Annotated in this window: 24 protein-coding genes and 2 pseudogenes; 12 read left to right on the top strand and 14 right to left on the bottom strand. The window is 71.6% G+C overall.

What is annotated here, in order from left to right; genetic code table 11:
• The first annotated feature begins 14 nt into the window (after positions 1 to 14).
• Both Prum_RS41515 and Prum_RS41510 read left to right on the top strand, forming a co-directional pair.
• Entirely contained in the window at positions 15 to 479 is a 465-nt protein-coding gene (locus Prum_RS41515; protein WP_308785414.1) for a (2Fe-2S)-binding protein, read from the top strand.
• Positions 476 to 2,518, top strand: a complete 2,043-nt coding sequence (locus Prum_RS41510; RefSeq protein ID WP_173082608.1) for a molybdopterin cofactor-binding domain-containing protein — start codon at positions 476 to 478, stop codon at positions 2,516 to 2,518. The genes Prum_RS41515 and Prum_RS41510 overlap by 4 nt, the downstream gene beginning before the upstream one ends.
• A 3-nt stretch (positions 2,519 to 2,521) precedes the next feature.
• Here the strand turns inward: Prum_RS41510 and Prum_RS41505 are convergent, their stop codons facing one another.
• Positions 2,522 to 2,875 (bottom strand): YciI family protein, encoded by a 354-nt coding sequence (locus Prum_RS41505; RefSeq protein WP_173082606.1) that lies wholly within the window; start codon positions 2,873 to 2,875, stop codon positions 2,522 to 2,524.
• A gap of 108 nt (positions 2,876 to 2,983) precedes the next feature.
• Between Prum_RS41505 and Prum_RS41500 the strand changes: the two genes are divergently transcribed.
• Positions 2,984 to 4,411: a glycoside hydrolase family 30 protein gene (locus Prum_RS41500; protein WP_173082604.1), complete on the top strand. Its 1,428-nt coding sequence runs from the start codon at positions 2,984 to 2,986 to the stop codon at positions 4,409 to 4,411.
• Here the strand turns inward: Prum_RS41500 and Prum_RS41495 are convergent.
• Positions 4,401 to 5,327 (bottom strand): SMP-30/gluconolactonase/LRE family protein, encoded by a 927-nt coding sequence (locus tag Prum_RS41495; protein WP_173082602.1) that lies wholly within the window; start codon positions 5,325 to 5,327, stop codon positions 4,401 to 4,403. The genes Prum_RS41500 and Prum_RS41495 overlap by 11 nt on opposite strands.
• A 73-nt stretch (positions 5,328 to 5,400) precedes the next feature.
• A complete protein-coding gene (locus tag Prum_RS41490) occupies positions 5,401 to 6,111 on the bottom strand; it encodes a MerR family DNA-binding transcriptional regulator (protein ID WP_173082600.1) in 711 nt (236 codons plus the stop codon).
• Between the two features lie 88 nt (positions 6,112 to 6,199).
• Between Prum_RS41490 and Prum_RS41485 the strand changes: the two genes are divergently transcribed.
• The 3 genes from Prum_RS41485 (at position 6,200) to Prum_RS41475 (ending at position 7,508) form a co-directional block, all read left to right on the top strand.
• Positions 6,200 to 6,658: a DUF6194 family protein gene (locus tag Prum_RS41485; protein ID WP_173082598.1), complete on the top strand. Its 459-nt coding sequence runs from the start codon at positions 6,200 to 6,202 to the stop codon at positions 6,656 to 6,658.
• A gap of 173 nt (positions 6,659 to 6,831) precedes the next feature.
• On the top strand, positions 6,832 to 7,017 hold the full coding sequence (locus Prum_RS50235) for a hypothetical protein (RefSeq protein ID WP_218577613.1): 186 nt from the start codon (positions 6,832 to 6,834) through the stop codon (positions 7,015 to 7,017).
• Between the two features lie 8 nt (positions 7,018 to 7,025).
• Positions 7,026 to 7,508, top strand: coding sequence for a GNAT family N-acetyltransferase (locus Prum_RS41475; protein ID WP_218577612.1), 483 nt, complete (start codon positions 7,026 to 7,028; stop codon positions 7,506 to 7,508).
• Here Prum_RS41475 and Prum_RS41470 read toward each other — a convergent pair.
• Positions 7,491 to 7,949, bottom strand: a complete 459-nt coding sequence (locus Prum_RS41470; RefSeq protein WP_173082596.1) for a MarR family winged helix-turn-helix transcriptional regulator — start codon at positions 7,947 to 7,949, stop codon at positions 7,491 to 7,493. The genes Prum_RS41475 and Prum_RS41470 overlap by 18 nt on opposite strands.
• Before the next feature lie 92 nt (positions 7,950 to 8,041).
• Here Prum_RS41470 and Prum_RS41465 point away from each other — a divergent pair, with 92 nt between their 5' ends.
• Both Prum_RS41465 and Prum_RS41460 read left to right on the top strand, forming a co-directional pair.
• Positions 8,042 to 8,875: an NAD(P)H-binding protein gene (locus Prum_RS41465; RefSeq protein ID WP_173082594.1), complete on the top strand. Its 834-nt coding sequence runs from the start codon at positions 8,042 to 8,044 to the stop codon at positions 8,873 to 8,875.
• A gap of 108 nt (positions 8,876 to 8,983) precedes the next feature.
• Positions 8,984 to 9,742: an SDR family oxidoreductase gene (locus Prum_RS41460; protein WP_173082591.1), complete on the top strand. Its 759-nt coding sequence runs from the start codon at positions 8,984 to 8,986 to the stop codon at positions 9,740 to 9,742.
• A 129-nt stretch (positions 9,743 to 9,871) separates the two neighbouring features.
• Here Prum_RS41460 and Prum_RS41455 read toward each other — a convergent pair.
• The 3 genes and pseudogenes from Prum_RS41455 to Prum_RS41445 form a co-directional block, all read right to left on the bottom strand.
• Positions 9,872 to 10,791 (bottom strand): annotated as a pseudogene (locus Prum_RS41455) (serine protein kinase RIO).
• Positions 10,792 to 10,966: 175 nt separating this feature from the next.
• A pseudogene (locus Prum_RS52860) lies at positions 10,967 to 11,167 on the bottom strand (NUDIX hydrolase); the annotation flags it as partial.
• Positions 11,136 to 11,549, bottom strand: coding sequence for a VOC family protein (locus Prum_RS41445; protein WP_173082587.1), 414 nt, complete (start codon positions 11,547 to 11,549; stop codon positions 11,136 to 11,138). The gene Prum_RS41445 and the pseudogene Prum_RS52860, both read right to left, overlap by 32 nt.
• Positions 11,550 to 11,587: 38 nt before the next feature.
• Here Prum_RS41445 and Prum_RS41440 point away from each other — a divergent pair, with 38 nt between their 5' ends.
• The gene (locus Prum_RS41440) at positions 11,588 to 11,986 is read left to right on the top strand and encodes a MerR family transcriptional regulator (RefSeq protein WP_173082585.1); all 399 of its coding nucleotides are present in this window, start codon (positions 11,588 to 11,590) and stop codon (positions 11,984 to 11,986) included.
• Here Prum_RS41440 and Prum_RS41435 read toward each other — a convergent pair.
• From Prum_RS41435 to Prum_RS41425, 3 genes are read right to left on the bottom strand one after another with little or no spacing between them, the layout of a single operon-like run.
• On the bottom strand, positions 11,898 to 12,437 hold the full coding sequence (locus Prum_RS41435; protein WP_173082583.1) for a deaminase: 540 nt from the start codon (positions 12,435 to 12,437) through the stop codon (positions 11,898 to 11,900). The two genes, Prum_RS41440 and Prum_RS41435, sit on opposite strands and share 89 nt — an antisense overlap.
• Positions 12,434 to 12,910, bottom strand: coding sequence for a flavin reductase family protein (locus Prum_RS41430; protein WP_173082581.1), 477 nt, complete (start codon positions 12,908 to 12,910; stop codon positions 12,434 to 12,436). The genes Prum_RS41435 and Prum_RS41430 overlap by 4 nt, the downstream gene beginning before the upstream one ends.
• Positions 12,907 to 13,611: a response regulator transcription factor gene (locus Prum_RS41425; RefSeq protein ID WP_173082579.1), complete on the bottom strand. Its 705-nt coding sequence runs from the start codon at positions 13,609 to 13,611 to the stop codon at positions 12,907 to 12,909. Before Prum_RS41425 ends, Prum_RS41430 begins: the two co-directional genes overlap by 4 nt.
• Positions 13,612 to 13,775: 164 nt before the next feature.
• On the opposite strand from Prum_RS41425, the gene Prum_RS41420 reads away from it, so the two are divergent.
• Together Prum_RS41420 and Prum_RS41415 are read left to right on the top strand one after the other, a co-directional pair.
• The gene (locus Prum_RS41420) at positions 13,776 to 15,173 is read left to right on the top strand and encodes a hypothetical protein (protein ID WP_173082577.1); all 1,398 of its coding nucleotides are present in this window, start codon (positions 13,776 to 13,778) and stop codon (positions 15,171 to 15,173) included.
• A 33-nt stretch (positions 15,174 to 15,206) separates the two neighbouring features.
• A complete protein-coding gene (locus tag Prum_RS41415) occupies positions 15,207 to 15,485 on the top strand; it encodes a MoaD/ThiS family protein (protein ID WP_173082575.1) in 279 nt (92 codons plus the stop codon).
• Between the two features lies 1 nt (position 15,486).
• On the opposite strand, the gene Prum_RS41410 is transcribed toward Prum_RS41415, so the two are convergent.
• The 3 genes from Prum_RS41410 to Prum_RS41400 are packed head-to-tail and all read right to left on the bottom strand — an operon-like array spanning position 15,487 to position 16,607.
• Positions 15,487 to 15,801 (bottom strand): response regulator, encoded by a 315-nt coding sequence (locus tag Prum_RS41410; RefSeq protein WP_173082573.1) that lies wholly within the window; start codon positions 15,799 to 15,801, stop codon positions 15,487 to 15,489.
• 6 nt (positions 15,802 to 15,807) lie between these two features.
• A complete protein-coding gene (locus tag Prum_RS41405; RefSeq protein ID WP_173082571.1) occupies positions 15,808 to 16,296 on the bottom strand; it encodes a sensor histidine kinase in 489 nt (162 codons plus the stop codon).
• A complete protein-coding gene (locus Prum_RS41400) occupies positions 16,293 to 16,607 on the bottom strand; it encodes a histidine kinase dimerization/phospho-acceptor domain-containing protein (RefSeq protein ID WP_173082569.1) in 315 nt (104 codons plus the stop codon). The genes Prum_RS41405 and Prum_RS41400 overlap by 4 nt, the downstream gene beginning before the upstream one ends.
• A gap of 116 nt (positions 16,608 to 16,723) precedes the next feature.
• Here Prum_RS41400 and Prum_RS41395 point away from each other — a divergent pair, with 116 nt between their 5' ends.
• Complete coding sequence (locus Prum_RS41395; RefSeq protein WP_173082567.1) at positions 16,724 to 18,478, top strand: sigma-54-dependent Fis family transcriptional regulator; 1,755 nt, start codon at positions 16,724 to 16,726, stop codon at positions 18,476 to 18,478.
• Positions 18,479 to 18,527: 49 nt separating this feature from the next.
• Here Prum_RS41395 and Prum_RS41390 read toward each other — a convergent pair whose 3' ends face one another.
• The gene (locus Prum_RS41390; RefSeq protein WP_173082565.1) at positions 18,528 to 20,966 is read right to left on the bottom strand and encodes a bifunctional FO biosynthesis protein CofGH; all 2,439 of its coding nucleotides are present in this window, start codon (positions 20,964 to 20,966) and stop codon (positions 18,528 to 18,530) included.
• Between the last annotated feature and the right edge of the window lie 9 nt (positions 20,967 to 20,975).

The raw sequence follows: 20,975 nt of genomic DNA, 5'->3' as shown, positions 1-20,975 counted from the left end.
CGCGGGGAGGGGATGTGGTGGGCGGATACCGGTTGCACGTCAACGGTCGGCGTCAGGTGGTCGATGTCCCCGGCGACACCCCGCTGCTGTGGGCGTTGCGGGACGAACTCGGGCTGACCGGGCCGAAGTACGGCTGCGGCGTCGGAGCCTGCGGGGCGTGCGTCTCGCTCGTCGACGGCGCCGCCGCGCGGCCGTGCGTCCGAACGGTCGCCGACTGCGAGCGCACCCGGATCACCACCATCGAGGGGATCCAGGACCATCCGGTGCAGCGGGCCTGGCTGGAACTCGACGTCGCACAATGCGGCTACTGCCAACCCGGCCAGATCATGACGGCCGTGGCCCTCCTCGCCCGCGTCCCGGATCCGACCGACGCGCAGATCGCGGAGGCGTTGCGGGACAACGTGTGCCGGTGCGGGACGTATCCGCGCATCCGGGCGGCCGTCCGGCGAGCGGCCGAGATCGCCCGGGGTGAGCGGTGATCACCCGGCGGTCCTTCCTGACGGCGGGCGCGCTGGTGGTGGCCGTGCCGGTGGGGACGGCGGCGGGACCCGCGAGTGCCGCACCCGGCACCGAGCTGCCGGACCTCGCCCCGACGGTGTTCGTCCGCGTCGACCACCACGGCCGGGTGGTGGCCACGGTTCCGAAGCCCGACACCGGTCAGGGCGTGCGGACCATGGCCGCTGTACTGGTCGCCGAGGAATTGGCCGTCGAGGTCGCCGACGTGACGCTGGAGCAGGCCCTCGGCAATACCGCCCGGTATGGCTCCCAGTCGGTGGGCAACTCCATGTCGAGCCGGCACATCACCCAGCCGTTGCGCACCGCCTCCGCCACCGCGCGCTGCCTGCTCGTGGCGGCGGCCGCCGCGCGGTGGCAGGTGCCCGTCGCGGAGTGTGTCGCGCGGCGCGGACGGGTCGAGCATCCGCGTCGGCGGCCGCTGCGCTACCGCGAACTGGTCGGTGACGCCGCCGCGATCGATCCGGCCACCGTGCCCGTCACCCTGACACCGCCCGACCAGTGGCGGCTCATCGGCCGTACCCCGGCCGGGCGGGCCGACGCGCGCGCCATCGTCACCGGCCGCGCCCGCTACGGCGCCGAGTCCGCGCCACCGGGCAGCCTGATCGCCGTCGTGGCTCGGCCGGCGTGGATCGGTGCGCGGGTCGACACGGTCGACCATGCCGCCGCGCTTGCGGTGGTCGGCGTGGTCGCGGTCGTCCGGCTCACCCCGCCGGGAGACGGGCAGGGCGGGGTCGCGGTCGTCGCGACGTCCACCGCCGCGGCGCTGCGCGGCCGGGACGCGCTGCGCGTCACCTGGACCGGCGGAAACCCGACGGCCGACAGCCGCGCCTGGCTGGCGGACCTGGAGACGGCGCTGCCGCCCCTTACAGGGACTCCGGACGTGCTGCGCGTGTTCCGCCTGCCGCTGCTCGCGCACGCGCCGATGGAGCCGATGAACGCCACGGCCCACGTCACCGCGTCCGAGGTGCGGGTGTGGGCGCCGGTGCAGAACCCTGGCGGGCTGCGTACCCAACTGGCCGCGCAACTCGGCCGGCCCGAGGCCGAGGTGACGGTGACCCCGACGCTGGCCGGCGGCGCGTTCGGCCGGCGCATCGAAATCGACCCGGTGCAGGAGGCGGTGGCCTGCTCGCGGACCGTCGGCCGGCCGGTCACGGTGCGCTGGACGCGTGACGACGACACCCGGCACGACTCGTATCGGCCGATGTCGGTGCACCGGCTGGGCGCGACGCTCGGCCCGGACGGCGTGCCCACCGGCCGCGTCCACCACGTGGCGACCTGGCCGTTGACCGTCTCGGCGCCGTTCAGCAACCCGGCGGTGGTCAGGGCCAGCGGCGACCACTTCCCCTACGCCGTGCCCGGCGAGGTGTCGGTGACGCTGCGGCCCGCCCCGCTGCGCACCGGTTTCTGGCGCTCGGTCTACGCCGGTCAGTTCGCCTACGCCGAGGAGTGCTTCCTCGGTGAGATCGCCCGGCGCGGCGGACACGACCAGGTGGACCTCCGGCGCCGCCTGCTGCCGGCGCCCTCCCGCCTGCGCGCGGTGCTCGACGCCGCAGCCGTTCGAGCTCCCGCACCGGACGCCGGGCAGAGCCGGGGCGTGGCCTGCCATTTCGAGTACGACTCGGCGATCGCGGTGATCGTCACCGCCGACCCGGCGGCCAGGAAGGTGCTGCGGGTCACGGCGGCCGTCGACGTCGGCGTCCCGATCCACCCCTCCGGGGTCGTGGCCCAGGTCGAGGGCACGGTGATCGACGCCCTGTCCACTGTGCTCGGTGCGCAGATCACCGTGCGCGACGGTGCGGTCGTCCAGTCGTCGTTCCGGGACTACGCGTGGGCGCGCATCACCGACTGTCCCGAGATCGACGTGGTCCTCGTACGGTCGGACGCGCCCATCGGCGGCCTCGGCGAACTCGCGTACCCACCGGCCGCGGCGGCGATCGCGACGGCCCTCGCGGGCAGCGGCGAGCCCGTCACCGGAATGCCGTACGGCGTCGAGGTCGGCTGAACGCTAGTCCTCCACCTCGGCCATGGATCGGGGGGCCGGGACGGGCTCGAAGTGGATGTTGCCGGCGGGCACCATCCAGGTCATCACCTGGACGGCGAGCCGCCCGGCCCGGACGGCCGGGTCGGCGCCGCACAGCTCGCGGGCGGTGGCCGGGTCGACCGACATCACGCTGATGCCGCGCAGCCGCTCGTCGTCCTGGTCGAGCAGCGGCCCGCCGCCGATCAGGTACCCCTGGTCGCGCAGGTCCGCCCGGAACGCGAGGTGCGCGTCCTGCAACGCGTCCGCCTCCTCCTCGCTCAACTCGGGCGCGTTCGGCGGCCGGACGAGGAGCACCAGGGTGTGCTGGTCGAACTTCATGGCGCGACTCTAAGCCCCCGGCGGGCGTTGACGCGCCGCTTCCATCGAACATAGGTTATGTCTAACGTTCGGAAAATTCCCGGAAGCTCGCCGCGCTCGAGGAGCCCCATGAAGCCACGCAAGGCGCTCGCCTGCGCGGTGGTCTCGGCCACCGTGCTCGCCATCGCTCCCAGCCCTGCCGGCGCGGACGCGGCCGGCACCGGCAACACGATCAGCTTCCAGCAGCGGCTGCAATCGATCGACGGCCTCGGCTTCGCCGCGGCGTTCCAGCGCGCCACGATCCTGCGCGGCGACCGCGGCCTGTCCCCGGAGAGCACCCGGGCCGTGCTGGATCTGCTCTTCGACCGCGAGACCGGGGCCGGGGCCTCGATCGTCCGCACCGGCATCGGCTCGTCGACGGACGAGGTCTACGACCACATGAAGACGATCCTGCCCACCGACCCGGGCGGCCCGGACGCCACCCCGGCGTACGTCTGGGACGGCAACGACGGCGCCCAGGTGTGGTTCCTCAAGGAGGCGCAGAAGTACGGGGTGCGCCGGTTCTTCGCCGACGCGTGGAGCGCACCCGGGTTCATGAAGACCAACGGCACCGACATCCAGGGCGGGGAGCTGTGCGGGGTGCCCGGCACCTCGTGCGCGAGCGGCGACTGGCGCCAGGCGTACGCCAACTACCTGGTGCAGTACCTGCGCTTCTACCGCCAGGAGGGCATCCGCATCACGGACGTCGGCTTCACCAACGAGCCCGACTGGACCGCCTCGTACGCCTCGATGCGCTTCACCCCCGAGCAGGCCGCCGACTTCGTCAAGGTGCTCGGCCCGACGCTGCGCCGCAGCGGGCTGGGCACCGAACTCGTGTGCTGCGACTCCTTCGGCTGGCACCACCAGGCGCCGTACACCGCCGCCATCGAGGCCGATCCGATCGCCAGGCGGTACGTCGCCACGCACGCCGGCCACATGTACGCGAGCCGGCCGGACACGCCGCTGCCCACCGACAAACCGACGTGGATGACGGAGTGGAACCCGACCGGCAACACCTGGAACGAGGCGTGGGACGACGGCAGCGGCTGGGCCGGCATCACCCTCGCGGAGAGCATCCACCAGACGTTCGCCGACGCGCAGGCCAACGCGTACGTCTACTGGGTCGGCATGTCGCTGGGCACCACCCGGGCGTTCATCCAGCTGCCCAACTCCGGCGACGGTTACCGCGCGTCCAAGCGGCTGTGGGCGTTCGCCGCGTACTCCCGGTTCATCCGGCCCGGCGCGGTACGCGTACCCGCGCAGGTGGCGGACCCGCTGGTGAAGGCGACCGCGTTCCGCAACCACGACGGCTCGATGGTCGTCGAGCTGCTGAACACCGGGACGGCCGAGGTGAGCACCTCGTTCGCCACCGACACGCGGATCCGCCACGCGACCACGTACCTGACCGACGAGACCCACTCCGTGGAGCGGGTCTCGGACGTGCGGTCACGCGGAACGCGCCTGCTCCCGGTGCGGTTGCCCGCCCGGTCGCTGACGACGCTCGTGCTCAGGAGTTGACGACGACCACCTCGTACGTCGGCGAGGTCGGCGGGATGCCGGTGTCGAAGTGCGCGTTGACGGCGGCGAGCTTGTAGCCGAACAGCGCCGCCGTGGTCGGGATGGCGAAGTTCGGGCTGGTGATCACCTTGGTCAGCGTGCCCTGGGTCAGGTCGCCGCTGAGCTGGAAGCGGGAGATCTGGTTGCTGAAGTTCTGCACCGCCCACAGCCGCCGGCCGTCGAGCACGATGCCGTCCACATTGGGTACGTCGACGCCCGCGATCTCGGCGCTGGCGCCGGTGACCGGGTCGACGGTGTAGAGGCGGGCGTGCGCCGTGTGGGCCACGATCAGGGTCTTGCCGTCGGGGGTGGCCACGATCCCGTTCAGGTTGAACTCCCCGCTGGTGTCGCTGGCCGGGCCGGTGACGGCCAGCGTGCTGAACGCCCCCAGCTTCCCGTGCTTGTCGACCGGTACGAAGTAGAGCTCCGCCTTGAAGGTGTTGGTGAACCAGGCGCCGCCCCGGGTGACGGTCACGTCGTTGATGAGGCTGGTGTTGGCGGGGCCGAATTGGTACGTGGCGACGGTCGCGCCGGTGCGGGTGTTGTAGACGTACGCCTGGCCGGTGAACCCGCCGGCGACGAAGAGCAGGTCGTGGCGCACGTCGGCGTACATGCCGACGGCCTGCCGGCCGGTCGGGACGTCGATGAAGAGTTCCGCGGTGCCGCGGCGGATGTCGCCGCGGAAGATGTCGCCGGCGAACAGGTCGCCGGCGTAGAAGGTCGAGCCCTTGCCGGCGGCGATGCCCTCGGCGGACGTCGCGCCTGGCAGGACGATGACCTTGTCGGCCCGGGGCGCGGCGACGGCCGGGGCGACCGAGGCGCCGAGCAGTCCCAGCGCGAGCAGCGGCGCGGCCACGCGTCGCAAAATCTTGGACATTTCCACTCCTAACGGTTGTCTCCGCCCGATTCTGCACGATAGTGACGACCGGCGCGGGCGATACGCGCCGTCTCTACGTACCCGCGTAGTAGGCCGCCAGGTACTCCTGCAGAGCGGCCGAGGCCCACAGCCGGCGCAGGCTGAGCTGGCGGACCTGCTCGTCACGGCGGGCAAGGTGCGCGAGGGCGTGCTCCACGCCGCCGTCCGCGCGCATCGTGGCGATGGCGGCATCGATGATCGCGAAGGCGAACCCGCCGGCGCGCAAGACCGCGACCAGGTGGGCCGCGCGCTGCTCGGTCGGACCGTACAGCCGGTACCCGGTCGCCCGGTCGCGCTGCGGTTGCAGCAGCCCTCGGCGTTCCCACAGGCGCAGGACCGGGGTGCGGACGCCGACGTCGGCGGCGACCTGGCCGATGCGGGCCTGGCGCCGCAGGACCGGCGCCGGCGCGGCGGCCACCTGGGCGAACGCGCGCGTGGCAGCGGCGATCGTGGCACGTTCGCGGGCCAGCTCGGCGTGGCTGTCGTCGACCTGCGCCAGGGCCGCGGCGAGGTCACCGCCGTGCACGGCGGTGAGGATCGCGCGGGCGCGCTGCCAACCGTGGCCGGCGGCGAGGGCGCGCACGGTGCGCACCGCGTCGGCGTGCTGGTCGGTCAGGACCCGGTAGTTGTTGGCGGCCCGCCCGGCCGGCGGCAGCAGCCCGGCGGCGAGGTAGTTGCGCACCTGCTGCTCGCTCACCCCGGCCAAGTCGGCCAGGTCCACCACCCGCCACCGCCGCTCGCCCACCTTGCCACCCTATTTGAGGGTTCACTCGGAAAGTTGCCGCCGTTCTCGCGCAAAGTCGCTAATAGCGATTGAATGAGAAAATTGAGACATGGATGCCACAGAAATGAGCCACTACGTCGCCGCGTCGTTCGACGGGGTCAGCGCCATCGAGAAAGACGGCGACACCTACTTTTTGTACGACCCGGACTGCGACCTGCCGCCCGAGCGCCAGTTCCCGTTCGTGACCATCGTGACCGGCGACCGCCACGACACCGTCTCCCACCTGGACCGGCCGGACACCTACCGCATCAACATCGGCCTGACCAAGGCCACCTACACCGCCCGCTTCGGCGCCGCACCAACCCAGCGCGACGCCGACGGCGTGCTGGAGACGGGGTACGACTACGCGGCGCAGGACACGCTCATGCCGCACCCCGTCTACGGCTCCCAGCACTGGGTGTGCGTGGTCAACCCCGGCGCCGCGACCCTGAACACCGTCCGCACGCTGATCGCCGAGGCGTACGAGTTCGCCGCCCGCAAGCACACCAACCAACGCACCCGCCGTTAGCCCAGGGGCGCCCGGGTCCGCGCGCCGCTTGCGCCGCGCCGCGCGCCGATCAAGGACTTTCCCGCCGATCAAGGACTTTCCCGCCGATCAAGGGCGAACGGCCGTGCTTCGATCTCCAAACCACGACCCTTCGCCCTTGATCGACGCACAAATCCTTGTGCCATGATCGACCGATGGAGCGCCTGAGCAGCCGCATCGTCTACACCAACCCGTGGATGACCGTGCGCGAGGACAAGGTCCGACGACTCGACGGCTCCGACGCGGAACTGAGGGACATGGTGCTCGCCGGCGACATCGTCGACGCGCCGTCGGTCGCCGCGCTCACCCTCTACACCCTGCACGGCGGGACGCCGTGTTGATCCGCCCGGTGAGCCGGCCGGACCTGGACAGCGTGTCCGCGCTGACACCCACCCGCGACGTCGCCGAGGTACGCCTGCAGGCCGCCGAACGGGGCGCCGAAGACATGCTGGTGGCCGTGGTCGACGGCGTCGTCGGGGCGGTGAGCGTCCGCTGGCAGCACGGCTGCGACACACCCAACCCCTGGCTGTACGGCCTGGCCGTGCTCGCCCCGGCCCGCCGGCACGGGATCGGGCGCGCACTCGTCGCGGCCGCCGAGGCGGCCTGCACCGCCCGTGGCGTCCACACGATCAGCTTGGACGTCGACACCGACAACCTCGGTGCGATCGCCTTCTACCGCAAGCTGGGATACGAGTCGGTCCGCCCGCATGAACACCGGTGGCGCTCGTTCGACCCCCGTACCGGAGCGGTGACCGGCGAGGGCACGGCCTCGACCTGGATCATGCGAGCGGACCTTGGGCGGCGTGCCGTCACGTCAAGCCGGCGCCCGTAGCGCGTCGATCGCGTCGACGTACTTCAGCAGCAGCCGGGCGAACTCCAGCCGCTCCTGCTCCGGCCAGTCGCGGGTGATGTACTCGAACGCGACCCGCTGGTGCTGCCGGAAGCGTTCCAGCGTCGCGGCGCCCTCGGGACTGAGCCGCAGGACGGTGCGTCGCCCGTCGCGCTGCGACGCGGCCCGGACCAGGTAGCCGGCGCCGATGCAGTCGGTGACCATGCGGCTGGCGACCGACGGGTCGACCGCGAGCCGCTCGGCCACCACGCCGACGGTGACCTCCCCGTCTGCACCGTCCTCGACGATGTTGAGCACGAGCGTGCGGGTGAGGTCCTTGGCCGGGACCGGGTTCTCCACGTCGAGCAGCACGCTGCGACGCAGTCGCGAGAACGCCGGACCGACCGCGTCCAGCAGGCCGGCCGTCTTCTGCCTCGGTGCCATGGGGCGATCTTAAACGTTTGACGGACACCAGGCATGTGCTAACTTGCAAACACATGCATGATGTCATGCACATATCTCGTTCGAGGAGACTCATGACCATCCTCATCACCGGCGCACGCGGCAAGATCGGCGACGGCGTCCTGAAACGTCTACACGCCGCCGGCCACGCCCTACGCGCGTCGAGCCGCGTACCGGAGCGCCTGCACGCGCCCGACGGTGTCGAAACCGCCCTGCTCGACCTGACCAAGCCCGACACATTCGGCGCCGCCCTGCGCGGCATGGACCGCGTGTTCCTCTACGCGGAGCCCGAGGGTATCGACGAGTTGGTCCGCGCCGCCGAAGCCGCCGGCGTCAAGCACATCGTGCTGCTGTCGAGCTCGGCGGCGCTGTCCCCCACCGCGCTGCGGGACCCGCTCGGCCGCCACCACGTCCTGGTCGAGCGCGCACTGCTGGCGTCCACCGTCCCGGTCACGATCCTGCGACCTGACGCCTTCGCCAGCAACGCGTTCGGCTGGAGCCACGCCATCCGGTCCGGCGAGCCGATCGAGCAGGCATATCCAGACGCCAACGTGGCGCCGGTCCACGAGGACGACATCGCCGACGTCGCGGTCGTCGCACTCACCGAGGACCGCCTCGTCGGCCAGGCCATCACGCTCACCGGACCGCGGTCGATAAGCCTGCGCGAGCAGATCGGCGTCATCGCGGACCGGCTCGGCCGCGACATCGCCATCCACGAACTGACCCGCGTCGAGGCCGAGGAAAAGATGGCCCGGTACATGCCGGCCGAGTTCGTCACCTCGCTGCTCGACTTCTGGGCCGGCGCCGTCGCCGATCCGGCCGCGGTCAGCGATGCCGAGCGAGTGACCGGCCAGCCGGCCCGCACCTTCGAGCAGTGGGTCGACGAGCACCTCCCCGCCTTCCGCTAAGCGGATTCTCGAAGAGATTTCGCCGGAGCCGTCACAGGCCGCCGGGCTGCCCGGTCTTAGCTGGTGACCGGACGGCAACCAATGCCCCGGCGTACAGGAGGGCTTGTCATGAAGATCGTGGTTATCGGCGGCACCGGCCTGATCGGCTCGAAGCTCGTGGCCAAGCTCGGCGAGCACGGCCACGAGGCGGTCGCGGCGTCGCCGAACACCGGCGTCAACACCCTCACCGGTGAGGGCCTGCCCGAGGCGTTGGCGGGCGCGTCGGTGGTGGTCGACGTGTCGAACTCGCCGTCCTTCGAGGCCGCCGCGGTGCTGGAGTTCTTCCAGACCTCCACCCGAAACCTGCTCGCGGCCGAGGCGGCGGCCGGGGTGGGCCACCACGTCGCGCTGTCGGTGGTGGGGACCGAGCGGCTGCCCGGCAGCGGCTACTTCCAGGCGAAGATCGCCCAGGAGAAGCTGATCGAGGACTCGCCGATCCCGTTCTCGATCGTGCATGCGACGCAGTTCTTCGAGTTCGTCCGCAGTATCGCCGACGCTGCCACGGACGGCGACACGGTCCGGATGGCGCCGGTGCTCTTCCAGCCCATCGCGGGCGACGAGGTCGCCCAGGCGGTCGGCCGGGTCTCGGTGGGCACGCCGTTGAACGGCCGGGTCGACGTGGCCGGGCCCGAGCGGTTCCGGATGGACGAGTTCTTCCGGGACGCCCTGGCCGGTTGGGGCGACCCGCGCGAGGTGGTGACCGACCCGCACGCGCACTACTTCGGCGCCGAGCTGGAGGAAGGGACGCTCGTACCGGTCGGCGAGGCGAGGATCGGCGAGATCAAGTACGCCGACTGGCCGGGCCGCACCGCGGCCGGCGGTCGCTAATCAGGAGTCGCCGCCGCCGCCGATCAAGGACTTTCGCGCCGATCAAGGGCAAACGGTCGTGGATCGGAGGTCAAACCACGGCCGTTTGCCCTTGATCGACAGGCGCGGGGCAGGGCGGGGCGGACTCGCTCAGGCGAGACCGGCCTCCTTTCGGAGCAGCGCGGGTAGCTCCTCGGGCGCCACCGTTCCCCGGTCAGGTCGTGCCCGGCGAACCACTTGCCCACGTTCAGCGCGTCGCGATCCAGGAAGTACCCGCCGCGGGGATTCGCCACGACGTCGACCACCTGCGGCAAGTCGATCATGACGACCCGGCCGCGGTGGACCAGCAGGTTGTAGGCGGACAGGTCACCGTGGGCCAGCCCGAAGCGGGCCAGCGTCGCGAGCATCTCCACGACCTGGTCCCACAGCGGGGCCAGGTCGGCTCCCCGGGTGCGGATCTCGGCCAGCCGGGGCGCCGCCGTGCCATCGGGCTCGCCGATGAACTCCAGCAGGACCTCGGTGCCGAGGATCTGCACCGGGTACGGCACCGGCATGCCCGCCTCGTACAGCCGGCACAGCGTGGCGAACTCGGCGTCCGCCCATTGCGCGGCGACCACCTGCCGGCCGAACGCGGTACGGTTCGCCATCGCCCGGTTCGTTCGGGACTCCTTGACCCGACGCCCCTCCAGGTAGCCGGCGTCGCGGTGGAAGAGCCGGTGTTCGGCGCTGCGGTAGCGTTTCGCCGCGAGCAGGCACGACTCCTCGGTGTGCGGGACGCCCCGCCGCAGCAGGAAGACGTCGGCCTCCTTGCCGGTCTTCAGCACGCCCAGTTCGGTGTCGACGGCGGCGAGCGCGGTCACCAGCCAGTCGGGGTGTGGTCGTGGCCCGCGCTGCCCGGCCGTGGACTGGTCCCAGGTGGACCAGCGGTCGCCTTCCGGCAGACCGTCGACGGCGTCTAGGGCGTCCTCGCTGGGCAGCGTGGAACGGCCTGGGTGGCGCTTGTCGAAGTGTGATGAATCGTCGTCGTCAAAACGCCGTTTGCCACGGCGTCGCGGCTCGAAGTCGCGCACGGATGGTGCTCCTCGGGACGAAAGCGGGAAGGGCAGGCGGCATCGCGCCCACAGCGGGCTTCAACACTCGGCTCGCCTCCCTCCGCTCGACCGGCACGCAGCCGGTCCCCGATCGACGTCGCGCCAGCTTGCCAGGCCCCTGCCGGCGGGCGCAACCGGTTTTTCTCGCTGTCCGCCGCAAGACACCGTGGTATCCGGCGGTGTAGCAGGTCATGCGCACCAGCGTTCCGTCAGGGTGTCCGTGAGCCTGGGCGTGGAAGGTGCCGACGCGTTCGGCGCTGTCCGCGGCGACGGTGACGCTGAGTTCCTCCCGGACCTCGCGCACCAGGGTGTCCAGATCGCCCTCACCAGGCTCTCGTTTGCCGCCCGGGATGTAAGGCGATCTTGTCGATGACGGTCACTGCGGACTCCCAGTAGACCTCCACGCGCCAGCCGTCCGGGTCGAGGCACTTGAACGACACGAGGGCTGGCTCGTCATCCCGTTCGACAACCGCCACACCGTCGGCCTCCAACCGTGCACATAGGACCCGGACCGCATCCGCGTCGGCCATGGCGAACCCGAAGTGCAGGAAGCCCGACGGCACGCTCACCTCGGCGTCCGGGTGCAGCGCCAGGTCGAACCCATCGGCGTTGCGAACGATCACGGTGCCGTCCGGGTACGACTGCGCGGTTGTCGCGTCGAACCCGAAGTACTTCGTGTAGAACCCGAGGCTGCGTTCGTAGTCGCGCACGGGCAGCGCGAGATGGCGAAGGTGCACGACTCAGGTCTACACGCTCGGGGCGCTTTAATGGGCGCATGACGTCAGTCGCTGCCTTGACCATCGGGGAGCTGGCTCAGCGGTTCGGGCTCGCCCCGCACGTGCTGCGGCATTGGGAGGCCATGGGCCTGCTGGCGCCCGACCGTGACAGCGGCGGGCAACGCCGCTACGGCGAGGCCGACGTGGTGCGTGTCGCGATGATCCTGCTGGGCAAGGATGCCGGGTTCGGCCTGCGCGACCTGCGCACGCTGTTGGGCGCCGGCAGTCCGCGGGACCACCCCGAGATACTGCGACGGCACGTGGCCATGCTGGAGGACCGCATCGCGCGAGCGACCGCGGCGAAGGTGCTTATCGAGCAGGCCCTGTCGTGCCCGCTGCCGTTCGATGAGTGCCCGGACGCGTGGGAGCACATCGCGGCGTACATCCCACCGCCGTGACGCCGAGGACGTCGTTGTTGATCTCGGCGACGAGGTACGCCAGGTCGCCGACCTCGACGACGTCCAGCCCGCCGCGGCGCAGTATTTCGGCGCCGTGGCAGTCGGCGAGCAGCGGCGGCTCGCGCATCGCGAACACCACGCGCCGGATGCCCGCGGCGAGGATCGCGCCGGCACAGGTCAGCGGCCGCGATCGGCGGGCAGTGCAGGGTTCCAACGAGCTGTAGAGCGTCGCTCGGGAAAGGTCGCATCGGCCGGCCAGTTTCGCCAGTGCGACCTCCTCCGCGTGATCGTGCGGATCGCTCTCACCGGTGTGGCCGGCGGCCAGCACGACGCCGCCGTGGTCGACGACGATCGCCCCGACGGCGTAGCGCGCCCGCGACGGCGGCGCGAGCCGGGACAGCGCGATCGCCGAGGTCAGCCAGCGGCGGTCCGGCACGGTGCTGACGCTCATGCCGCCGCCAGCGGGTGGAAGGCGCGCCGGAAGTAGAGCAGGGGATGGTCGTCCTGGACGGCCACGTCGCGTACCCGGGCGACCAGGATGCTGTGGTCGCCGCCGTCGTAGCGGGCGTGGGCCGCGCAGCTCAGGGTGACCGGCGCGTCCGGCAGGACGGGCACTCCGCGACTGTCCGATGTGAACTCGCCGCCGGCGAACTTGTCGCCGCCCCGGGTGGCGAGCCTGGTCGCCAGGGCCAGGTGGCGCGGGGCGAGGATCTGGATGGTCCAGTCGTCGCTCTGCTGGAACGCCGGGTGGCACGTCGCGCTCTTGGCCAGGCAGACCAGGACCAGCGGCGGGTCCAAAGACAAAGAGCAGAAGGAACTGGCGGTGAAGCCCCAGGGTTTTCCGGCCCGGTCCGCGGTGGTCATGATCGTGACGCCGGACGGGTACGCCGCCATCGCGTCGCGGAACCGGTTGGCGAAGGTCATCGCTGTGCCTCCCTCGGCTCGAAGCGGTAGCCGGCGCCGCGGACGGTACGGATCCAGCGCGGCTTCCGCGGGTCTTCCTCGATCTTGTTGCGGAGGCGGTAGACGTGCTCGGTGACGGTGGACTCCGAGGTCCAGCCGGACGTGTCGTGCCAGACGCTCTGCAGCAGCTTGCGGCGGGACAGCACGATCCGCGGCGCGCTCGCGAGACAGACCAGCAGGTCCAGCTCCTTGGCGGCGAGCTCGACCGGGGCACCGTGCAGCGACACCTCGCGCGCGTCGAGGTCGATCACGAGCTGGCCGTACACAATCTTGAAGTGGTCGCCGCCGCGACTGCGCCGCAGGATGGTCCGGACCCTGGCCACGAGCTCCCGGGGCGAGAAGGGCTTGACGACGTAGTCGTCGGCGCCCAGCTCGAGGCCGACGACCCGGTCGGTCTCGCCGGCCCGCCCGGTCAGCAGGATCACCGGGATCTGGCTGTCCGCGCGTAGGCGGTGCAGCACGTCCAGCCCGTCGACCGTGGGCAGGCCGATGTCGAGCACGACGAGGTCCACCTGCCGCTCCCAGGCGATGGCCAGGGCGTCCCGGCCGTCGCCGGCGGTCCGGGTCTCGAAGCCCGCCTCGCGCAGCGCGCGTTCGACGAGCGCGCGGATCCGCTCGTCGTCGTCGACGACGAGGACCCGCCTGCCCTCGGTCTCCGTCATGGGCTGAGCCTGCGCCGCGGTTCTCACGCCTCGCTCACCGTCCTCTCAATGGCCGATCAACGGCTCGACGCGTTGATCGGATGTTGTTGCCGGCGTCAGCTGCCCCCGAGAAAGCGGTCCCACGCTGAACCGCGTCGCCCACCCGTACCCGAGGAGGCAGTCAGATGCCGGCGATCACCTATGACGTCAAGACCAACGGCAGGGTCCACCCCACCACCAAGGAGCAGGAGGACCTGACCCGCGCGTTCCAGAACACCCCGCCGGTGTTCCAGTTGCTGTCCCAGCTGCGCACCCGCCGATTCGGCCGCGGCTTCACCTACGAGACCGGCGAGGAGGAGATCCACCCGGCCACCGGGCTGCCCCAGTTCCTTCCCGAGGGCGAATTCAAGTACAAGTCCCAGGCGGACCCGACGCCGCTGACCGAGGTCCAGGAGGCCCTGGTGCTGTGGGCGGCGGGCGGGCCGAACGGCCAGATCGTCATGGACCTGCCCTGCGGCGTGGACATGGCGACGTTCCTGTGCGTGTCCGGCCGTACGATCCCCGGCCCCTGCAACGACTCGCAGGTGCACTTCTTCGTGGTCAACGACCGGGGCACGTTCTTCTGGAAGCCCACCCGCAAGCGGGACAAGCCGGTCGAGATCGAGGGACCGGACGACTACTACAAGATCCTTCAGTGGTACCGGGACGGGCTGATCCAGCTCTCCGACCGCCGCATCGACCTGTCCTGGGGCGTACCGAACCGGCTCATGGGCGCCTGGCAGTGGAACTTCAACAAACCCGGCACCACGATCATCCTCCCGGTCGGCGAGATCGCGCTCGAACAGATCAACCTGCTGCTGACCTTCTACGAGTGGGCCGGCTGGTACATCGTCGACGACGACGGCGAGCCCAACGTGGGCGCGGACTTCCTGCGCGAGCACACCAAGCTCACGCTCCCGTACCCGCACAAGAAGTTCGAGGAGCTGTGCCTGCAGGCCAGCGACTACGTCGTCGGGCACGCGATCGCCAACGCGAAGCTCGCCGCCGAGGCGCTGGGCCTGGGCTACTGGAACTTCTGCGGCTTCGCCGAGGACCTGGTGCTCGGCAGCCTGCCCGAGATCGCGAACGGGCTGGGCTTCGCGTACAACGAGGTCAACGGCCAGCGCTACTCGATCGGCCGCGAAGGTGTGTTCGAGAGCTGGGCGTACCCGGCGCCGTGGTGGAACAGCATCGACGAGCTCGTCGACGCGGTCGTCGACTACCGGTACGGGAAGAAGGGCGACTTCTTCGGCAAGGGCGGGGCGTCCGGCTCCGAGCTCGACGAGCTGCCCTTCAAACGGGAGCAGTTGAGCAGTTTCCGGGGCAACCCTCGGCTGCGGTACGAGGACTGGACCATCGAGGCCGTCAAGCGCGACCTGAAGCACAACGTGGAGAAGTACGGCCGGTACCCGGTCAACTTCAGCGCGATGCAGTGCAACTTCATGATCCAGCTGCACAACGTGGACGCGGCGTACTACGACAAGTTCTACGTGCCCGGCTACATCACCGACCGGATCCGCAACCAGGACGCGGTCTGGCACTGAGCGATGACGGTCACAGTGCAAGTACCGCATGGCATGGCGTGGTGTACCGGTGGGCGGCGGGTCGTCGACGGCGAGGGCGCCACGGTCGGCGAGCTGTGGGCGCACCTGGCCGCCGCGTACCCGGAGCTGATGTGGCGGCTGTCCACCGAAGCCGGTGAGCCCAGCCGCTGGATCCGGGTCGCCCTCGACGGCCAGAAGGTCGCGCAGCAGGACGTGCCGCGGGCGTCCCTGGCGGGCGTCACGATCGTCGCCATCACCGTGATGGAGGCGGCGCCGGCAGCGGCGCCCATGGGAAGCAGAAACCCCTTCTAGGTCATCGAACAAGCACACGTTCGATCACCTCCGCCAGCTCCGCCAGCGTGTACGGCTTGCGGAGCAGCGCGGTGGCCTCGGGCGGGACCGGCGCGTCCCGCGGTCCGCCCGAGGTCGCCACGATCGGGACGGGCAGGCGTGTCCAGCCGCCGCCCGGCACTCCGATGTGGACGATGGCGAGATCCGCCGCCCACGCGCTGTCGAGCGCGGCCGCCACGTCCGCCACCGCGTACACCTCGTGTCCCAGCACGCCGAGCTGCCGTGTCAGCAGCGCGCGGACCCGGTCGTCGTCCTCCACGACGAGGATGCGAGCCATCCGCCGCTAGCCCGGGTACGCCGCAAGCTCGATCGAGAAGCACGAACCCCGACCGGGCGTGCTCTCGACGCGCAGCCGTCCGGACAGGGCCGCGACCAGCTCGCAGGTGATCGGCAAGCCGAGCCCGTGGGCGCGTTCGCCGCTGCGGGTGCGCATCAGCGCCGCGATCTGGCCGGCCGTCAGCCCCGGGCCCTGGTCCCGCACCGCGACCGTGACGGTGTCCGCGTCCCGGCTCACCGCGACGCTCACCTCGCTGTCCGGCGGGCCGCAGTGGATGGCGTTGGTGAGCAGGTTGAGCACCGCCTGGCGCAGCCGCAGCGGATCGGCGCGGACGGCGTCGTCCCCGGTCCCGCGGTCCAGCCCGACCCGCACGTCCGCCGCCTGGGCCTCCGCCGAGATCAGCAGCACGGCCTGGGCCACGACCGCGCCCGCCGACACCCGCGTGGGCTCCCTGACCCCGTCCAGCAGGCTGGCCATGTGCCGGCCGGCGGTCACGACGCCGAGCAGGCAGTCCCCCGCGCCTCGCCGACCAGCAGCATCTCCGCGAACCCGAGCAGCGCGTGCAGCGGGGTACGCAACTCGTGCACCAGCTCGGCCGTCAGCCGGTACGGGTCGGGCTCGGGCTCGACGCGTTCCAGCAGCGCCGCCAGGTTCCGCAGCGCGTCCAGCATGACGGCCACGTCGCGGTGTTGCTGCTCGGACAGGCCCGGCACCGCCGCGAACAGCTCGGCCGTGCCGTACAGGACGCTGAACTCGTTCGCGAACTCGTGCAGCAAGGGACGCGCGTACGGGATGGTCTGCGTCATACGCCCATGACAGGCGATGGCGCCGGTGCTGGCTGTTCCAGGTTGAGACAGCTCGCGCCTTCCGGAAACCGCGCCGCATCGTATCGTTAACGGGAAACCGCGAGGTGGTGGTGCGGATGGACTCTAACCACGTCGAGCGCGCCCGGGAGAAGTTCCTCCAGGGCGACAGCCCGGACGCCACCGTGCGTACACACATCCTCGCCTCGTGGCGACGGTCCGTGACGGCGGGCGTGCCGGCCGACCGGTTCGACATCCCGTACGACCCGGACCTCGACTTCGACGGCAGCCTCGCGGCGTGCGCCCAGCCGGTCCTGGACCGGCTGCAGGACCAGCTGTCCGGGATGGCGGTCAGCGTCGTGCTCACCGACGCCAACGGCCGGCTGCTCGACCGCCGGGTCGGCGAAAGCCACCTGCGCGACAAGCTCGACCAGATCTGGTTCGCGCCCGGATTCAGCTACGCCGAGCGGCACGCCGGCACCAACGGCGTGGGTACGACGCTGGAGAGCGGCGCGTCCACCCTCGTCGTCGGCGCCGAGCACTTCACCGACCGGCTGCGGCCGTTCGCCTGCGCGGGCTCGCCGATCCACCACCCGCTCACCCACCGGGTCGAGGGGATCCTCGACATCACCTGCCTGGCCGAGGAGGCCAGCCAGCTCATGCGGGTGCTGGCCAGCCAGGCCGCGCAGAGCATCGAGCGGCTGCTGCTGGAGCGGGTGTACGCCGGCCCGACCGCCCTGCTGAACGAGTTTCAAATGACCTGCGCCCGCTCGGCCAACCCGGTCCTGGCCGTGTCGGGCGACTTCATCATGTCGAACTCCGCCGCCACCCGGCTCCCGGCGATCGACCGGGAGCATCTGCAGCAGCTCGCCACCGGGCTGGCCGGCGGTGCGCGCGGCGAGACGCGGCTGCTGCTCAGCGCCGGCGAGTCTCGCCTGCACTACGTTCCGGTGCAGAGCGGGCGGCGGTCGTTCGGCGTCGTGCTGGAGGTCAGCTACCTCAAGCTCAAGTGGACGGGCGGCGCGGGCGCGGCGGCGCCCGCCCACCCGTTCCCCGGCCTGGCCGGCGCCGACGCGGCCTGGCTCGACGCCTGCGGCGCGCTGCGCCGCGCGGCCGCCCGGTCGATGCCCGCGCTGGTGCTCGGCGAGCCCGGGGCCGGCAAGTACGCCCTGGTGCGCGCCGCCCATCGGGAGCAGCGGCCGCACCAGCGGTTCACCGTCGTCGACTGCGCACCCGAGGCCGCCGCGCCGTGGGACGCCCTGCAGACCGCGCTGGCCGACGCGGACGGCACGGTTGTGCTGCGCCACCTGGACCGGGCCGACCGTGCCGTCGTGACGGCGATCCGCGCCGCGTTCGCCCAGCCCGCGCCGAGCCGCTGGCTCGTCGGGATGGTCGCCGCCGCGACCATGGAGGAGTCCATCCCGCCGTACGACCTGCTCGACCTCTTCGACGCGGCGATCGCCGTACCCCCGCTGCGGCACCGCACCGGCGACCTGCCGCCGCTGGTCGAGGCGCTGCTGCGCAAGCTGGCACCGGGCCGCCGGGTGGGCTGCTCGGCGGAGGCGGCCCGCCTGATCGCCGGCGGCCACTGGCCCGGCAACGTGGCCGAGCTCGAATCCGTCCTGCGTGCCGCGCTCAAGCGCCGCCCGGTCGGCGACATCGAAGCCGGCGACCTGCCGCTGAGCTTCGTCTCGGCCACCAGCCGGCGGCGGCTGTCCCGGCTGGAGGCCGCCGAGTGCGACCTGATCGTCAAGACGCTCTGGGAGACCAAGGGCAACCGGGTACGGGCCGCGGCCATCCTCGGGATCAGCCGGGCGACCCTGTACCGCCGGATGAGCGCGTTCGGGATCGAGTTCGTCGGCCAACGCCCATAGACGCGCCCCGGCTCTCCGCGTCGCGCCCCGGCTTTCCGCGTCGCGTCGATCAAGGCATTCCGCGTCGATCAAGGGCATACGGTCGTGCTTTGATCTCCAAACCACGACCATTCGCCCTTGATCGGCGGGCATCTCCTTGATCGACGTGATCGGCGGCGACCTCGGCGTACAGGGTGGTGCGTTGGCGTACCGGCCGGCCGACGGCGGCGGCGATGGCCGTGAAGTCCGCGGGCCGCAGCCCCTGGCCGTGGGTGGCGCCCGCGGCTCGGCTGATGTTCTCGTCCATCAGCGTCCCGCCGAGGTCGTTGACGCCCGCGTCGAGCAGCTGGCGCGCGCCGACCGGGCCCAGCTTCACCCAGGACGCCTGGATGTTGGGGATGTCGTCGCGGTACGCGATTCGGGCGACGGCGTGCATGAGCAGGGTCTCGCGCCAGGTCGGTCCGCGGCGCGCGCGGCGCTTGAGGTAGATCGGCGCGGCCATGTGCACGAACGGCAGCCCGACGAACTCGGTGAACCCGCCGGTCTCGCGCTGCAGCGCACGGGTCCGCAGCAGGTGGCGTACCCAGTGCACCGGCTGCTCGACCGAGCCGAACATGATGGTGACGTTGCTGCGCAGCCCGATCGCGTGCGCGGTGCGGTGCACCTCCAGCCACTGCTCGGTGTCCAGCTTGTCGGGGCAGAGCACGGCACGGACCTCGTCGTCGAGGATCTCCGCGGCGGTACCCGGCAACGACCGCAGCCCGGCCGCCCGCAGCCGCCGCAGGTACCGCTCCAGCGACTCGCCCGAGCGCCGGGCACCCTCCCGTACCTCCAGCGCGGTGAACCCGTGGAGGTGCAGGCCCGGCACGGCGTCGTGGATCGCCCGCGCGACGTCGACGTAGAACTCGCCGTCGAAATCCGGATGGATCCCGCCCTGTAGACACACCTCCGTCACGCCGAGCTCCCAGGCTTCGACCGCCCGGCCGACGATGTCGTCCAGCGTCAGCAGGTACGGCCGGCCGCGCAGATTCAGCGACAGCGGCCCCTTGGAGAACCCGCAGAACGTGCACCGGAACGTACAGACGTTGGTGTAGTTGATGTTCCGGTTGGCGACGAAGGTGACCTCCTCCCCCACCAACGCGCGGCGCAGCTCGTCGGCGACCTCCGCCACCGCGGCGACCTCGGGACCGCGCGCGCCGAACAGCGCCAGCAACTCGTCCGGACCGGTCTCCTGCCCGGCCAGCACCCCGCCGAGCACCTCCCTGATCTTTCCCGAGACGGCGGCCCGGCCCGGTACGAGCACGACTGGATCTGTGTCCGCGCCGGAGTACCAGGCGGTGGAGCGGCGGCCGATCTGGACGACCTCGGCGCCGGTGCCGACGTTCTTCGCTTCCGCGTGCCGCTCGGGCCAGTGCGCGCCCGGATCGTCGCGGCCCAGCGCGTCGGCGTCGGACCGGTCGAGCACGGGAAACCGCATCCGTTCGTCGAGCCACCGGTCGGCGGCACGGGCGTACTCGGGATAGATCGGCAGGCGGGACGCGAGGACGTGGCCGGCCCGCTCGGTGGCCTCGCGCAGGCGTTCGATGGCGGGCCAGGGGCGCTCGGGGTTGACGTGGTCGGCCGTCACCGGCGACACCCCGCCCCAGTCGTCGATGCCGGCGGCGATCAGGGCGCCGAGCGCCTGCGGGTCGGTGAGGTTCGGCGGCGCTTGGACGTGGACGCCGGCGGGCAGGATGAGCCTGGCCAGCGCCACGGCCCGGACGTGGTCCTCCGGCGGGCAGGCCGGTGCGCCCCGCATCGCGGTGCCCGGCTTGGGGAGGAAGTTCTGGACGATGACCTCCTGCACGTGGCCTTGCAGGGCATGCGTGGCGGCGATGGCGTACAGCGCCGCGATCCGGTCGGACTCCGTCTCGCCGATTCCGACGAGGATGCCGGTCGTGAACGGGATCCGCTGCCGGCCGGCTTCTTCGAGAGTCGCCAGCCGGCGGGCCGGGTGCTTGTCCGGTGCGCCGCGATGGGCCACGAGGTCGGGGTCCAGCGACTCGATCATCATCCCCTGCGAGGCCGACACCCGCCGCAGGGCGGCGAGCTCGCCGGCGGCGATCGCGCCCGCGTTGGTGTGCGGGAGCAGTCCCGTCTGCGCGACCACCAGCTCGCACATGGCCGCGAGGTAGTCGACGGTCGAGGCGTAGCCGCGCCCCGCCAGCCACTGCCGCGCCTGCGGGTACCGGGCTTCGGGGCTCTCGCCCAGCGTGAAGAGCGCCTCGTGGCAGCCCGCCTCCGCGCCCCGGGACGCGATCGCCAGGACCTCCTCGGGTGTCAGGTACGGGCTGGGCAGGGCGCGGGGCGCGGTCGCGTACGTGCAGTAGCCGCACCGGTCGCGGCACAGCCGGGTCAGCGGGATGAACACCTTCGGCGAGTACGTGACGCGGGTGCCGAAGGTGGTGTCGCGCAGCCGTCCCGCCGCCGCGACGAGGTCCGCCGTGGCGGCCCGGGCCAGATCGTCCATGGCGCTCTT

It is taken from the genome of Phytohabitans rumicis, assembly GCF_011764445.1.
Taxonomy (GTDB): domain Bacteria; phylum Actinomycetota; class Actinomycetes; order Mycobacteriales; family Micromonosporaceae; genus Phytohabitans; species Phytohabitans rumicis.
This window is presented reverse-complemented; position numbering and strand designations above follow the sequence as displayed.